At 58.3% G+C, this 13899-nt stretch carries 14 protein-coding genes; 6 read left to right on the top strand and 8 right to left on the bottom strand.

Annotated elements, in window-relative coordinates; all coding sequences use genetic code 11:
• Positions 1–106 precede the first annotated feature (106 nt).
• On the bottom strand, positions 107–1510 hold the full coding sequence (locus GWR55_RS01505; RefSeq protein WP_162400682.1) for a sensor histidine kinase: 1404 nt from the start codon (positions 1508–1510) through the stop codon (positions 107–109).
• 81 nt (positions 1511–1591) lie between these two features.
• Between GWR55_RS01505 and ribA the strand changes: the two genes are divergently transcribed.
• Together ribA and GWR55_RS01495 are read left to right on the top strand one after the other, a co-directional pair.
• Complete coding sequence (gene ribA, locus GWR55_RS01500) at positions 1592–2230, top strand: GTP cyclohydrolase II (RefSeq protein WP_162400681.1); 639 nt, start codon at positions 1592–1594, stop codon at positions 2228–2230.
• A gap of 184 nt (positions 2231–2414) precedes the next feature.
• Entirely contained in the window at positions 2415–4610 is a 2196-nt protein-coding gene (locus GWR55_RS01495) for an AsmA family protein (RefSeq protein WP_162400680.1), read from the top strand.
• 226 nt (positions 4611–4836) lie between these two features.
• Here GWR55_RS01495 and GWR55_RS01490 read toward each other — a convergent pair whose 3' ends face one another.
• The 5 genes from GWR55_RS01490 to GWR55_RS01470 all read right to left on the bottom strand — a co-directional run bounded on the left by GWR55_RS01490 (position 4837) and on the right by GWR55_RS01470 (position 8556).
• The gene (locus tag GWR55_RS01490; RefSeq protein WP_162400679.1) at positions 4837–5346 is read right to left on the bottom strand and encodes a DinB family protein; all 510 of its coding nucleotides are present in this window, start codon (positions 5344–5346) and stop codon (positions 4837–4839) included.
• Positions 5347–5402: 56 nt separating this feature from the next.
• A complete protein-coding gene (locus GWR55_RS01485) occupies positions 5403–6254 on the bottom strand; it encodes a glycine betaine ABC transporter substrate-binding protein (protein WP_370521290.1) in 852 nt (283 codons plus the stop codon).
• A gap of 65 nt (positions 6255–6319) precedes the next feature.
• Entirely contained in the window at positions 6320–6952 is a 633-nt protein-coding gene (locus GWR55_RS01480; protein WP_162400677.1) for an ABC transporter permease, read from the bottom strand.
• On the bottom strand, positions 6949–7710 hold the full coding sequence (locus tag GWR55_RS01475) for an ATP-binding cassette domain-containing protein (RefSeq protein ID WP_162400676.1): 762 nt from the start codon (positions 7708–7710) through the stop codon (positions 6949–6951). The genes GWR55_RS01480 and GWR55_RS01475 overlap by 4 nt, the downstream gene beginning before the upstream one ends.
• A 27-nt stretch (positions 7711–7737) precedes the next feature.
• On the bottom strand, positions 7738–8556 hold the full coding sequence (locus GWR55_RS01470; protein WP_162400675.1) for an ATP-binding protein: 819 nt from the start codon (positions 8554–8556) through the stop codon (positions 7738–7740).
• 253 nt (positions 8557–8809) lie between these two features.
• Here GWR55_RS01470 and gap point away from each other — a divergent pair, with 253 nt between their 5' ends.
• Entirely contained in the window at positions 8810–9814 is a 1005-nt protein-coding gene (gap, locus tag GWR55_RS01465; protein ID WP_162400674.1) for a type I glyceraldehyde-3-phosphate dehydrogenase, read from the top strand.
• Positions 9815–9875: 61 nt separating this feature from the next.
• On the opposite strand, the gene GWR55_RS01460 is transcribed toward gap, so the two are convergent.
• Positions 9876–10544, bottom strand: coding sequence for a DUF6629 family protein (locus GWR55_RS01460; RefSeq protein WP_162400673.1), 669 nt, complete (start codon positions 10542–10544; stop codon positions 9876–9878).
• 60 nt (positions 10545–10604) lie between these two features.
• Here GWR55_RS01460 and GWR55_RS01455 point away from each other — a divergent pair, with 60 nt between their 5' ends.
• The 3 genes from GWR55_RS01455 to tpiA all read left to right on the top strand — a co-directional run bounded on the left by GWR55_RS01455 (position 10605) and on the right by tpiA (position 13183).
• On the top strand, positions 10605–10979 hold the full coding sequence (locus tag GWR55_RS01455) for a RidA family protein (protein ID WP_162400672.1): 375 nt from the start codon (positions 10605–10607) through the stop codon (positions 10977–10979).
• Between the two features lie 127 nt (positions 10980–11106).
• A complete protein-coding gene (gene pgk, locus GWR55_RS01450; RefSeq protein ID WP_162400671.1) occupies positions 11107–12336 on the top strand; it encodes a phosphoglycerate kinase in 1230 nt (409 codons plus the stop codon).
• An 85-nt stretch (positions 12337–12421) separates the two neighbouring features.
• The gene (tpiA, locus tag GWR55_RS01445) at positions 12422–13183 is read left to right on the top strand and encodes a triose-phosphate isomerase (protein WP_162400670.1); all 762 of its coding nucleotides are present in this window, start codon (positions 12422–12424) and stop codon (positions 13181–13183) included.
• A gap of 153 nt (positions 13184–13336) precedes the next feature.
• Here the strand turns inward: tpiA and lepB are convergent, their stop codons facing one another.
• A complete protein-coding gene (gene lepB / locus GWR55_RS01440) occupies positions 13337–13837 on the bottom strand; it encodes a signal peptidase I (RefSeq protein WP_162400669.1) in 501 nt (166 codons plus the stop codon).
• Positions 13838–13899: the final 62 nt, after the last annotated feature.

Genomic DNA, 13899 nt, shown 5'->3' with positions numbered 1-13899 from the left:
TGAAGGTGTCATCCTGAGCGAAGCATCTCGCAGCCTTATCGCGAGATGCACGGTCGAAGGATCTGCGGTTTGCATTCCTCTTACGAAATCCCACCTTCATACCGGCTCAACTACGTGCGCGAGTCGCGCGACTGATCACATCATCCATCACATTCACGGCGGCCTCCAGCATATGCATTCCGCTCTGGGACCACATGCTGGACTCGAGCATCGGCATCCTCAACGTTACCTTGGTGCCCCTGCCGGGACGACTGTTGATCTCCACACTTGCGGAACCGCCATATTGCACCTCCATCCGCTCGCGAACATTCTTCATACCGATGCCTGCGCCCTGCCGCACCAGCGCCTCGGCGCCAGATACGTCGTTCCTCTCAATGGACATCCCCACCCCGTCATCCTCAACTTCAATCACCAGCATGCCGTCTTCGTCGATTCTGCTGTGCAGCGTGATTGTTCCCCCGCTGATTCGCGGTTCCAGTCCGTGCTTGATACTGTTCTCTATGAGTGGCTGCAATAACATGCCGGGAACCATGACGTCCAGCGTCTCTGGTGAAATCTCCTTTACGACCCGCAGTTTTGCTCCAAAGCGCACCACTTCAATGTCCAGATAGTCGTCGGTGAAGGCAAGCTCTTCCCGGAAGGGGACGAAGGCCTCGCGGTCCTTCAGTAGCACGCGCAGAATATTCGCCAATTTCACAATCATCTCGCGCGCCAGCTCCGGCTGTGAGCGCACGAGCGAGGTGATCGAATTCAGCGTATTGAACAGAAAATGCGGGTTGATCTGGCGCTGCAGCGCGTCCAGGCGAGCTTCCAGCAGCAGGCGGCCCTGCTCCTCAAACTGCCGCTCCACCCGGATCGCGTTCCAGATCTTCAGCGGAATTCCAACCACGATCGGCGCATTGGCGCAGATCAACAGCTCCACCCACCACTCGCCGGAATGCAGGCTGAAGTAACGCCGCGGCCTGAACCACGAAATCATGCTTGCACAGAACTGCATGCCGGCAATCATGACCAGCAGAAGCACCTGTCGATCCAGGTGAGGTCGCTGCAGATTTCTCCTGATCCACCGGTAGATGCTGAGATCGATCATGGGGGAAAACGACCAGACGTCCTCTGGATCCGCGAAGCGCACGAACGTGCCGGCCACAGCAGCAATGACCAGGTTCACCGGCAGCGCCCAATACTCGTGGTTCAACAACGCCGGAATGGCCAGCGCCGTTCCACCGGCCATCGCCGACACTGGGCCGAGCAGGATACCCACCAGAAGCGTCGTGTGAAAGGAGAGGTCAGCCGCGAGAAAGTTCGGCACCTTGACCCTGACCAGGACACCCAGGACCAGGGGTGCGCAGATCATGGCGACCAGCTGATATCGCTGCCGCGACGTCCTTCGCGAGGCCAGCAGAGCATCCTTGAACCTCTTCGAGCGCGCCAGCGAGCTTGAGACCGCCGCGGCCACACCAAGCTCCACCAGCAGGGTTATCAGGATCAAAGATTGCGAGATCTGCGCCACGTCCTTACTCTACGCCTTTGCATCGTATCGTCGGCTGGCGAATCCAATAGAGGAGAACAGTAACCGTATAATCAAAGAGAGATGCCTTTTACCGCCGTCCATAAGGTCGCCGATGCAGACTTCCCCTCCCGCTGGGGACACTTCAGGATTCTCGGATTCGAAGGAATCACGGATAATCCTGAGCCCTGCAACGACACTCTGCCTGTTTCCGGCCAACGCATCGAAGGCGCGGTCGCGCTTGTTATGGGCGACATCCACAGCGCCCCTCCCATCGTCCGCATTCATTCGCAATGCCTTACCGGAGATGTCTTTCATTCCCTGCGCTGCGACTGCCGTCAGCAATTAGAGCTGGCTCTCGCCACGATCGCCGAAGCAGGTTCAGGAATCCTTCTTTACGAGCAGCAGGAGGGTCGTGGAATCGGCTTGATGGCCAAGCTTCGCGCCTACGAACTTCAGGACCAGGGACTCGACACCATCGAAGCAAACCTTGAACTGGGCTACAAGGCAGACTGCCGCGAGTTCGAACTTCCCGCCGAGATTCTCAAGCTCCTCAAAGTTCCTGCCGTTCGCCTCATCACCAGCAATCCTGCCAAGGTCGAGGCTCTGGAACAGGCTGGGATCAAGGTAACAGAGCGCATCTCGGCTGAGATTCCCGCCGTTCCCACCAACGAGCGTTATCTGCAGACCAAGCGCGAAAAGATGGGCCATCTGGTCAGCTGATTGGCAAACCAGTCCAGCCTCTTCACGTCCCCCAGTTTATCTTCGTCTCGACCGCCCACATGAATATGGGAAAAATAAACCTTCGTCTTCGAAAATAGCGGCGCGGCTTTATGCAGCCGCCATCCGGTAAACTGCATCGCATCTAGGATATAGGGCTCAGCTTCATCCCAAAAAGGAATAGCTCATGGCATCCCGTTACCGTACTCTTCTGATTATCCTCGGCAGTCTGTTGGCCCTCGTCATCGCGGTAGCCATCGCCGTTCCGCAGTTTCTCAATGCCGATAGCTTCCGTTCACGCATCGAAAGCGAACTCTCGGCCTCTCTCGGCCGCAAGATTACGCTAGGTCAGCTTGACCTCTCGGTCTGGTCGGGCAGCCTCGTCGCGCAGAACGCCACCGTCTCCGACGATCCTGCCTTTAGCAACCAGCCATTCCTTCAGGCCCAAAAGGTCCGGATCAATATCGAGATGATCCCTCTGATCTTCGGCAAGCAGATTCATATCACCGGCTTTTCTCTCGAAGCACCCAAAGTCAACCTGATCCGTCACGCCAACGGCGTCTGGAACTACTCCTCCATTGGAAGCTCTTCGTCGTCGAAAACCCCTGCCAAGGCAGATCAATCCAGCTCTATGACCGGCGTCACCGTCGGCCATGTCGACATCAGCAATGGAGAGGTGACTGTATCCACCGAACCTGCCACCGGTCAGGGAGCAGGTATCAGGCGGACTTACGACCAGGTCAGCCTTAATGCGAAGAACTTCGCCTTCGACCGCAGCTTCCCCTTCAATGTCTCAGCTCATCTCCCCGGCGATGGCAAGGTTACGCTGAACGGCAACGCCGGTCCTATTAATGCGACCGATGCATCGCTCACGCCGTTTGGAGCCAAACTCTCCATCCAGCACCTCGACCCTGTAGCCGCAGGCTTCCTTGAGCAAAGTTCCGGCATCACCGGCACCATCAACTCCATCGACGTCGAAGCCACCTGGAACGGGCAGCAGCTTCACGTCGCCAACCTTGTCGTGGATACTCCCAATCTCAATGTCGTCCGTAAGGCCACTCCGACCAATGCGCCGGTCCCGCCCAAACAGCCCAATCAGAATGACATGCTAAGCACCATGGTCGCGGACCATCTCCAGGTCAAAAACGGAACTCTCTCCCTGCTCACCTCCGGGCAATCCAAACCCGCTGTCTACCAGAAGCTCAATGCCGAGGTTACGAATCTCTCACCGACCGGCTCCTCTCCCTTCAAGCTCACCGCGCAGATCCCTGGCGGGGGCTCTCTCAACGCCGATGGAACCGCAGGTCCTATCAACTACGACGATGCGGCATCCACCCCTCTCAACGCCCATGCCGCGCTGCACCATATCGACCTCGCATCGAGTGGGCTGGTTGCTTCCGAAACCGGCGTCAGCGGATTGGCCGATGTTGACCTGAAGGCGGTCTCCGATGGCAGGACACTGAACGCAAACCTATCGGCAAACGCGCAGAATCTTCAGCTTGCCCGCAATGGATCTCCCTCTCAAAAACCAGTCGATCTGCAGATGACGCTCACGCAGAATATGCAGACGCTCACTGGGCAGGTCCAGAGTGCCGCTCTCACTATCGGTCACGCCGTCGTCAACATGCAGGGGACGTATCAGACCAGCGGACCGACGACTGCCCTCAATCTCAAGGTCTCGGGTCAGTCTCTTTCCATCGACGAGTTGCAGTCCTTTCTTCCCTCCGTCGGCGTTCATCTGCCCACCGGGTCACGTCTGCAGGGAGGAACCCTCACCGCAAATCTCGACGTCACGGGTTCCACGGCAAGCCCAATCATCAGTGGTCCCATCCGCCTTCAGAACACGAATCTCGCAGGATTTGACCTCGGCTCCAAACTCTCCACCGTCACAGCACTTACTGGAGCCAAGACAGGGTCGATGACGGCAATCCGCTCACTCAGCGCCAATATCCGGGTAGTCGACGGCAATGTGCGCACTGACAATGTTGTGCTCGATGTCCCGGCCCTTGGCACAGCAACAGGAGCGGGAACCGTGGCTGCATCAGGAGCGCTCAACTATAACGTCATCCTTAAGCTCACCGGCCTGGTCGGAACCGGAAAAGCAGGAAGCGCTCCTGGTGTCGGTGGCATCGCCGGCCAGCTGATGGGCCTCATTCCAAACGGCGGGGCTGCGGGCAGTGTGGGAGGAATCGCCACTGCCGCGCTGCGCAACGGAATTCCTGTTGCGATTGGCGGTACGACCTCGAATCCCACTTTTGCTCCCAATCTCAACGGAGCCATAAAGAGCGGAGCAAGCGCCTTCAAAACACCTACCCAGAACAAGCAGAACCAGTCCAACCCGTTAGGTGGCGTCCTGGGAGGCCTTCTCAACCGCAAGCGATAAAATGACCGGATAGGTGTCCAGGAAGAATTACTCTTCCGATTCACCATCCTGAGCAAAGCAAACGCAAAGAAACTCTTTGCAAGTCGCCATTCTGAGCAAAGCGAAGAATTCCTGTATTCTGCCCGGAGCAACGACGCCCCCTCCGGGCAGAATACGGAGTTCCTCCCTCTAACTTCTCTCAGGCGTAGACGGACCAATCCTCAAGCCAACCGGGGCAAGAACCGCTCTATCTTTCGCGCGACGCGATCACAAACTTCGCGGTTGTGATCGCTTGCCCCACATGACGCTGCGTATGATCGGCACAGTGAATCAGAAGACCGCCAACTGTCGTCGGCAGCTTCTTCCGTCCGACGAAGCGCGGCTGGTCATAGCTCTTCTCTGAAAAGGAGAGCACACGCTTCGTCGAAACCTCGATCGCCTCAGCCAGCTCCATCAGAGTCGCCTCACGATCGACAGCCTTGTCTTCCGTCTTCAAAAGCATCAACTGCCGCTCGGAGAGCTGCTGATTCTCCGCATACGTCAGCAGACGATCCAGAGATCGGGCGATATGCCGCAGGTGAAACCCTACTGTCGGCAGCCCCAGCGGCCGCTCCTCCATCTGCTCGCCGTTCAAACCATCGCACCAGCGCGCTACATCCTCCGCCGCCAGCTCCAGCGCATGCAAAACGGCTCGCCTTACGGCATCCACGTCGGTCAACGTTCCCCGCAGCCAGGGCTCAACCCGCTCTTGCGCCATTTCCGCACCTCCATGCTGATCTCGCGTCTCTCTACTCCCTATCCTACTCAGAAAACCTAAAGTCCCTTGCTGCGGCGAAACTCTCGAACCACCTCAGCCACATCCCGATGCTGACCATCCACAGCATCGTTCATCTCCCGAATCTCGTCTTCACTGACCTTTCCCGCCAGCCTGTCCATCGCCAGCTGAATCTGCGGATGCCGCTTCAGAGAATCCTCGCGGATCAGAGGAACTGCCTCGTAGGGCGGAAAATAGTGCTTGTCATCTTCAAGTGCGACCAGATGCAGCGCCTTAATGGGTCCATCCGTCGAGTTTCCCGCCACCATATCCACCTGGCCCGATGTGAGCGCGCGGTAAAGCAGGCCCAGGTCCATCGTCCTCGGCTCCCCATCGAACTTCAGCCCGTAGGTTTGCTCCAGGCCGCGCAGCCCATCAGGCCTCTCTGCAAACTCGTACCCAACTCCAAGCTTCATCTGCAGCGCATGAGCAACGGCGTCTGAGATGGTCCTCAGATGAAGTTTTCTAGCATCGTCGGACCGGACCACCATCGCAAACGTATTCTGAAATCCCAGCCCCGTTTCTACGCGAACGTCATACCGCTGCTCATAAAGCCGCTTCACAGTATTGAAGACGCGGGCCTGCTCGCGTTGCCCAATCGGAGGCAATGACTGTTTGAGAATCGCCGTAAGCGCCGTGCCGGTGTACTCCACATACCCGTCGATGCGTCCGCTGATCAGGGCCTGCTGACAGAGATAGCTTCCAGCCAGATAAAACCGCCTGTCTACCGGCTGTCCGGTAACGGCCTCAATCTCCTGCGCCAACAGCTCGCCCAGCACCACCTGCTCGGTAAAGTTCTTCGCACCAATCGTAATCCGCGAAGAACGAGGCGGAGCACAACCAGCCGACATCAGCATGATGCAAAGCAGCCCACAGAAGGTCCGCAAGGTCCTCGTCCATAATGCAGGACGATCTTTCATGACTGGCGCACCGCCAGCTTTTTCTCGATCCAGCCCAGTCCACCGTCTGCCACCAGCGCCAACAGCGCCGCCGGAACCGCCCCGGCGAGGACCAGGCCATTGTCTACGCTCGCCACGCCACGAAAGATCAACTCTCCCAGACCACCCGCTCCAATGGCCGCCGCGATCGTCGCCACGCCTACGCAGACGACCGTTGAAGTCCGTATCCCTGCCAGGATCACGCTTGCTGCGATAGGAAGCTCCACCTTCCGCAGCTTCTGCCAGTCCGTCATGCCCAGCGCATCGGCGACGCCAATCAGCTCCGGACTGACGCTCTCAATTCCCACATAGGTATTGCGCAGAATCGGCAGAAGCGCATAGCCGGTCAGCGCAACAATGGCCAGTCTGGCTGCATTCTCCCCCAGCCATGGCACTGGCAGCAGCAGGCCGAAGAGCGCAAGACTGGGAACGGTCTGGATGACATTCGCTATCCCAATCACCGGACGCGCCCAGCGAGGTCTCCGCGTCAGCAGAATCCCCGCAGGCAGCCCGATGACCACGGCCAACAGCATCGCGCTGACAGTGAGCCACAGGTGCTCGAACGTCAACCTCGCGATCTCCCAGCCGTATCTTTGCAGAATAGAAATCATTGCCACATCATTTGGTTTACCGCAGAAACATAATCCTTTACATGAGGATTTTCGGAGCGCATCACTTCTGCCGGAGCGAGGTCGGCTACGATCTCACCCTCTGCAAGGATCAGGATGCGATCGGCAAGAAACAGCGCCTCATTCAGGTCATGAGTCACCATCAGAACCGTCCTCGGCTTCTGTACGAGAAGGCTTTTGAGCATAGCGTGCATCTCAGCACGCGTCAGTGGATCGAGCGCACCAAAAGGTTCGTCCATCAACAGCACGGCAGGATCGAGCGCCAACGCACGGGCCAAGCCTACTCTCTGTCTTTGCCCGCCGGAAAGTTGCCAGGGCAATCTGGTCCGTATCCGATCGAAATCCAGCCCCACCTGCTCCAGAATCTCGCGGCTCCTCTGTTCCCGCTCCCCCTGCGGTCTTCCCTCCAGCTCCAGCCCGAGCGCGGTATTGCGCTCAATGGTCATGTGCGGAAACAAGCCGGTCTCCTGAATCGCGTAACCAATTCCCCGCCGCAGACTGACCAGTTCCTCCGGCGCCTGCATTGCTCCTACAGGCCTGCCATCGACCATCACCTCGCCCGAGGTCGGCCGCACCAGAGCGTTCACCAGCCGCAGCAGTGTGGTCTTGCCTGAACCGCTGCGCCCCAGCAGAGCCGTCACTGAACCCGCAGGAAGCGATACCGAGACCTCGCGCAAAACAAGAAGCCCACCTTCCGGCGTATAGCTCACCTTCGCGAACTCGACGCCTCGAGTGGGCATTCTGTCTCCCTTACCGTATTCGTCTGCTTACTGCGCGGCCTCCGGGTCGGCCTCCGCTCCGTGCTGAACTCCGCCGACCTCTGGCTCAACAGAGCTCCCCGACTGTCCCTTTACCCGGACGATCGTGATCTTGTCGAAGCCTTCCTTGAAATTCGGCGGACGCAGGCGTTCCGACATCTTCTCCATCACCTCGTCGGAGACAGAGCGGTCCCGCTTCCGATTCCGTTCCATGCATACCGCCAAAGGGACATCGAAGAAGACCGCCTGAACCTCATAGCCGAAGCTCTTGGCCATCCGGATCCACTGCCTGCGTTCGTGTGGCGACAGATTGGTGGCATCCACGTAGTTCCAGGGCATCTTGGCAATCAACCGAGCACGCAACAGGCTACGCAGGGTTGAAAAAACCAGCCCCTGGTAGCGCTGCTCCGTAATGTCGTCAAAGAGAATCGTCCGCAGCAGATCGCTCGAAAGCGGGGCTACACCGCGGCGCTTGTACCATGTCGTCTTCCCTGAGCCTGGCAGGCCGATCGTCAGCACCACGTATCCCTTTGGGGATTTGACCGGGGGTTGCTCTGCCGGGGCAACGGCGACAGAGTCCGGCTGGGTCTCCACGACAACCTTTTGTTCAGGAGCCGCCGGCACAACATCGGCTGGCGCAGGCTCTGCAGGAGCCACGATCTCCGGGGCCGCCTCTTCTGGCAGCGGCGCAGCCTGTTCCGGCTCGCTGCTCGCGACCGACTCCGGATAGGAGGGTCTCAGGGGAGCGGGTTGATTTGCGGGCAGTTCCTGTCCGCTCTTGCCCGTGGACTCCGAATCATTCGGTCCACGTCTTGGGCGTCGTCTCATCTTTTCGCTTATCCATTCGCGCAGATCGCGCATATGTCGCTTGTAACACACGCCCAAAGCCGCTCGCAAATCCATGAACCACCTGTGATACGCACCATCCTCTCCCTTTGCGGCTGCCGGCGACCAGGTAGCATCCGATGCTTATACCCCGACATCTTTTTGTGCGGTTGTGAAGATGACTGCCTTTTGGGCGTTCTACAATAGATAAAACGTGTAAACAACCAAACCGGTAACGATAGGAGCAACCGTAAACATGGCTGTAAAGGTAGGTATCAACGGCTTCGGCCGCATCGGGCGGAACGTCTTCCGCAGCGCTCTCGGAAACCCTGACATCGAGTTTGTCGCCGTCAATGACCTGACCACGCCGGCCACGCTCGCTCATCTGCTCAAGTACGACTCCATCCTCGGCAATCTCCACCACGACATCAAGCACGGCCCCGACTACATCTCCATCGATGGCAAGCAGGTCAAGGTGTTCGCCGAGCGCGACCCCTCCAAGCTGGACTGGGCCTCCGTCGGCGCCCAGGTCGTAGTTGAATCCACCGGCTTCTTTACCGACGCGGAGAAGGCCAAGGCCCACCTCGGTTCCACCGTCAAGAAGGTCATCATCTCCGCCCCGGCCAGCAACGAGGACATCACCATCGTTCTGGGCGTCAACGAAGGCAAGTATGACCCGGCGAAGCACAACGTCATCTCCAACGCCAGCTGCACGACGAACTGCCTGGCGCCCGTCGTGAAGGTGCTGAACGACAACTTCGGTATCGTCAACGGCCTGATGAACACGATCCACAGCTACACCAACGACCAGGTTGTGCTCGACGCTCCGCACAAGGATCTGCGCCGCGCCCGTGCCGCTGCCCTGTCGATGATCCCCACCAGCACCGGCGCCGCCAAGGCCCTCAAGCTGGTCATCCCGGAGATGGCCGGCAAGCTCGACGGCTTCTCCATCCGCGTCCCGACCCCGACCGTCTCCGTCGTCGACCTCACCTTCCTGGCCGAGAAGCCCGTGTCGGTCGAGAGCATCAACGCCGCCATCAAGGCTGCTGCGGAAGGCCCGATGAAGGGAATCCTCGGTTACACCGAAGAAGAGCTCGTCTCCAGCGACTTCCGCGGAAACCCGCTCTCCTCCATCTTCGACTCCAAGCTGACCAAGGTCATCGGCAACACCGGTAAGATCATCAGCTGGTACGACAACGAGTGGGGCTACTCCAACCGCGTCAAAGACTTGATTCTCTTCCTGGTGAAGAAGGGGCTCTAGTTTGATCAAATGAGAAAGGCGCGGAGCCATTTAATATGGCTCCGCGCCTTTCTCATTGTTTTTATCCCCAGATAGCCTCACCATACGGAAACGGTCTCTTCAGCTGGCTCTTCCAGAAATAAGCCAGAATAATCACGCTGGCTCCCGCAGCATAGGCACACCATAGAGACGTGAAGGCATACCGTTTCACCGCCATCACAACCAGCAGAATCGCCAGATTCGCTGCGCCGAAGATCACCATATCCCGAATCTTCGAGAAGAACAGCGAGCCGCATGTCGCGATTACATACAGCACGGCAAGCACCGTATTGTTCGTCCCATCATTGATGTAAACGATGCTGTGATTCTTGACGAAGATCTGCATCGGATAGGCAATCAGTGCCCATAGCATGTACAACGTTGTTCCTGTACCCAATGCAAGAAATGGCAACATACGCCTGCGGCTCTTCTGGTTCGGTTCAAACAACAGCACGCCCAACGGAATCAGGAATGGCAGCAGGCCCTGCGCGTACAGCATGAACGCTGCGCCCATCTTGTGCGTCACCCCAGGAGAAAGAACACCATCCAGGCCGAGCCAGACAAACCCTTCGATAAACTGGTGGACGGCAAAGAGCGTCGGCAGCGATGCAAACAGCAGCTCCCGCTTATGTTTCACCTTGGTAAGCGTCACCACACCGACAGCCCCAAGCACGGCACTGCCCACAAAATTCGCTGCTGCGGAAAAACACACTTGTCCCTACCTCCCAATTGCCGCCGACGATAACCCTATCAACAGCCGTACAATCCATCTATGACCCGCACCAACATTCCCGGTACAAGCCCCTACGAGCCTGTTATCGGCTTCTCCCGAGCCGTTCGCCTCGGCAACTCCGTTCACGTCTCCGGAACCGGTCCTGTAGGAGCAGACGACCAGGACGTGGCCGAGCAGACCGATCAGTGCCTCACCCTCATCGCCGCTGCGCTCAAAAATGCCGGTTCTTCCATTGAGCACGTCTACCGCACCCGCATGTATATCACTCGCACCGAGGACTGGGAGATTGCGGGCCGCGTTCACGGCAAGTTCTTCTCCCTCATCCGTCCGGCGGCAACCATGGTCGTGGTCAAAGCGTTGCTCGACCCACGCTGGCGTATCGAGATTGAAGCTGACGCCCTCATCCCTGAATAGAAACCCCGGAACACGCTGGACGGATCACCTCACCGCGTCCATAACCCGTCGAACCGATATGATGGAGTGTCGAACGGGTCTGGCTTCTGCTGAGCCGCTCCAAACATCTTCAGAAAAGGACTTCAAAATGTCGAAGCTGTCTATCCGCGACCTGGATCTCACCAATAAACGTGTTCTCATCCGCGTCGACTTCAACGTTCCTCTCGCGGCCGATGGTCCCGATAGCGCTCCCCGCATCACCGACGACACCCGCATTCGCGAAACCATTCCCACCATCGAGTACGCGCTCCGGCGCAAGGCCCGCGTCATCCTCTGCTCGCATCTCGGCCGTCCCAAGGGCAAGGTTGTGCCCTCCATGAGCCTTCGTCCCGTCGTCGATCGCCTGCGCGAGCTGCTCGATCACGTTCTCGGCGAAGATGAGAATGTGGCCTTCTCCCCCGACTGCATCGGCGACATCGCCACCGAGATGGTCGGCAACCTCGAGCCCGGTCAGCCTCTCCTGCTTGAAAACCTCCGCTTCCATGCCGAGGAGGAGAAGAACGATCCCGAGTTCGCCCGTCAGCTCGCCTCGCTCTGCGACGTCTACATCAACGACGCCTTCGGCAGCGCCCACCGCGCCCACGCCTCCACCGAAGGCATTACTCACTACGTTCCCGTCTCTGCTGCCGGACTCCTAATGGAAAAGGAATTGACTTACCTCAGCAAGGCCGTCAGCGATCCCATCAAACCCTTCGTCGCCATCATCGGCGGTGCCAAGGTTTCTGACAAAATTGATGTCATCGACAGCCTTCTCGATCGCGCCACCTCGCTGATTATCGGAGGAGGTATGGCCTATACCTTCCTCAACGCCAAGGGCCAGACTACCGGCAAATCGCTCGTCGAGGCCGACAAGATCGACGTCGCCAAGGCGGCTCTCGACAAGGCTGCAAAGAAGGGCGTTAATCTTTTGCTGCCCATCGATCATGTCCTCGCCGACAAGTTCGCCGCCGATGCAAAGACCCAAATCTTCTCCGGTGGCGCCCCCTTCCCTGCTGACTGGATGGGGCTGGACATCGGTCCGGCCTCCATCGATCTCTTCAGCAAAGAGATCGCCGACGCCATCACCATCGTCTGGAACGGCCCCATGGGCGTCTTCGAGATGCCCGCTTTCGCGAAGGGGACCAACGCCATCGCAAAGGCCGTCGCTGCCAATCGTGACGCAACCAGCATCGTTGGCGGTGGCGACTCAGTCGCTGCAGTTCACAAGTCAGGAGTCTCCGACAAGATCAGCCACATCTCCACCGGCGGTGGGGCCTCCCTTGAGTTTCTCGAAGGTAAAGTGCTTCCCGGCGTCGCTGCACTGACCGATAGACAATAATCTTCGATTTGCGTCCCCGCGGATTCGTTAGAGCCGGCGGGGAAATACTTGTGATTTCTCCAACTACACGAGGAACATTTCTCTCATGCGAAAACTCCTGATCGCCGCCAATTGGAAGATGTACAAGACTCCTGCCGAATCCACGGCCTTTCTCACCAGCTTCTTTCCGCTCGTAAAAAACAATACGGCTGCCGAGATCGTTCTCTGCCCGGCGATGCCCTGCCTCCCCGCTGTCGTCGACGCCGCTCGCGGCAAATCCGTCTCCGTCGGCGCGCAAAACATGCACTGGCATAATGAGGGAGCCTATACCGGCGAGACCTCCCCCACCATGATTACCGCCATCGGAGCTACCCACGTCCTTATCGGACACTCCGAGCGCCGCCAGTACTTTAACGAGACCGACACCACCGTCAATCTCAAGCTGAAGGCCGCACTCGCACATTCGCTGGTTCCCATCGTCTGCGTCGGCGAACATCTCAACGAACGCGAACAGAACCTGACAGCCGACGTCCTCAATCTCCAGATCTCCGTCGCCCTTGAAGGCATCAAGCCGGAAGCGCTCGGCCCCCTTGTCATCGCCTACGAGCCCGTCTGGGCCATCGGAACCGGCCGAACCGCCACGCCCGAGATCGCCGAGGACGCACACAAGATCATCCGCGCGAAGATCGCCGCCATTGCAGGCTCAGACGTAGCCGACTCCACACGCATCCTGTACGGCGGCTCCGTCAAACCCGATAACGCCGGATCTCTCTGCTGCCTTGACGACATCGACGGTGCACTTGTCGGCGGAGCTTCGCTTGATCCCGACTCCTTTGCGAAGATCATCACCAACGCCACCACACGCTAGCGTCATTTCCATGGACGCGTGATTTTTCGGATTCGTCATCCTGAACGTAGTGAAGGATCCCTGTATTTTCCTCGTAGCGTCTACAGTACTTCGGACAGATGACAACAGCCGCGCAGCTTATGCCACGCGGCTGTCTTCATCTTTGTCTCTTCCCTAGTGAACGACGCCCGCCTGCTCCATCGGCCAGTAAACAAAAGCAGCCTTGCCATAGATCAGGTCCCGATCCACTGGGCCAAAGTCCCGGCTGTCACTGGAGATCGAGCGATGGTCTCCCATTACGAAGTACTCATGGTCGGGAACAATCGTCTCCGGAAGTGAGCGGCTGTCCTCAAAGCGGGGCGGCACATACTTCTCATTCAGCCGTTTGCCGTTGACGAAGACATGTCCGTGGTCAATTCTAAGATCGTCTCCCGGCAGCGCGATCACCCGCTTGATGTAGCTCTTGTGATGATCGTGCGGATACAGAAAAACCACTACATCCCCACGATGGATCTCTCCCATCCTGTAAGCCATCTTGTTCACGAACAAACGATCCTGATCTTCCAGGACCGGAAGCATGCTCGTTCCTTCCACCCGCACCGGTTGATAAAGAAAGATGATGATGAAGGCCGAAACCGCCACCGAGATGATCAGATCCCGCAGCCACGAACTCATCGTGCTCCGATGCTCCTTTTTCCGATCGTTCTCAGGCGAACCGGACACGCTGTCGCTCTCCG

Source organism: Edaphobacter sp. 12200R-103 (genome assembly GCF_010093025.1).
GTDB lineage: Bacteria > Acidobacteriota > Terriglobia > Terriglobales > Acidobacteriaceae > Edaphobacter.
Note: the sequence above shows the minus strand (reverse complement) of the source record. Positions and strands in the feature narration are given on the sequence as shown.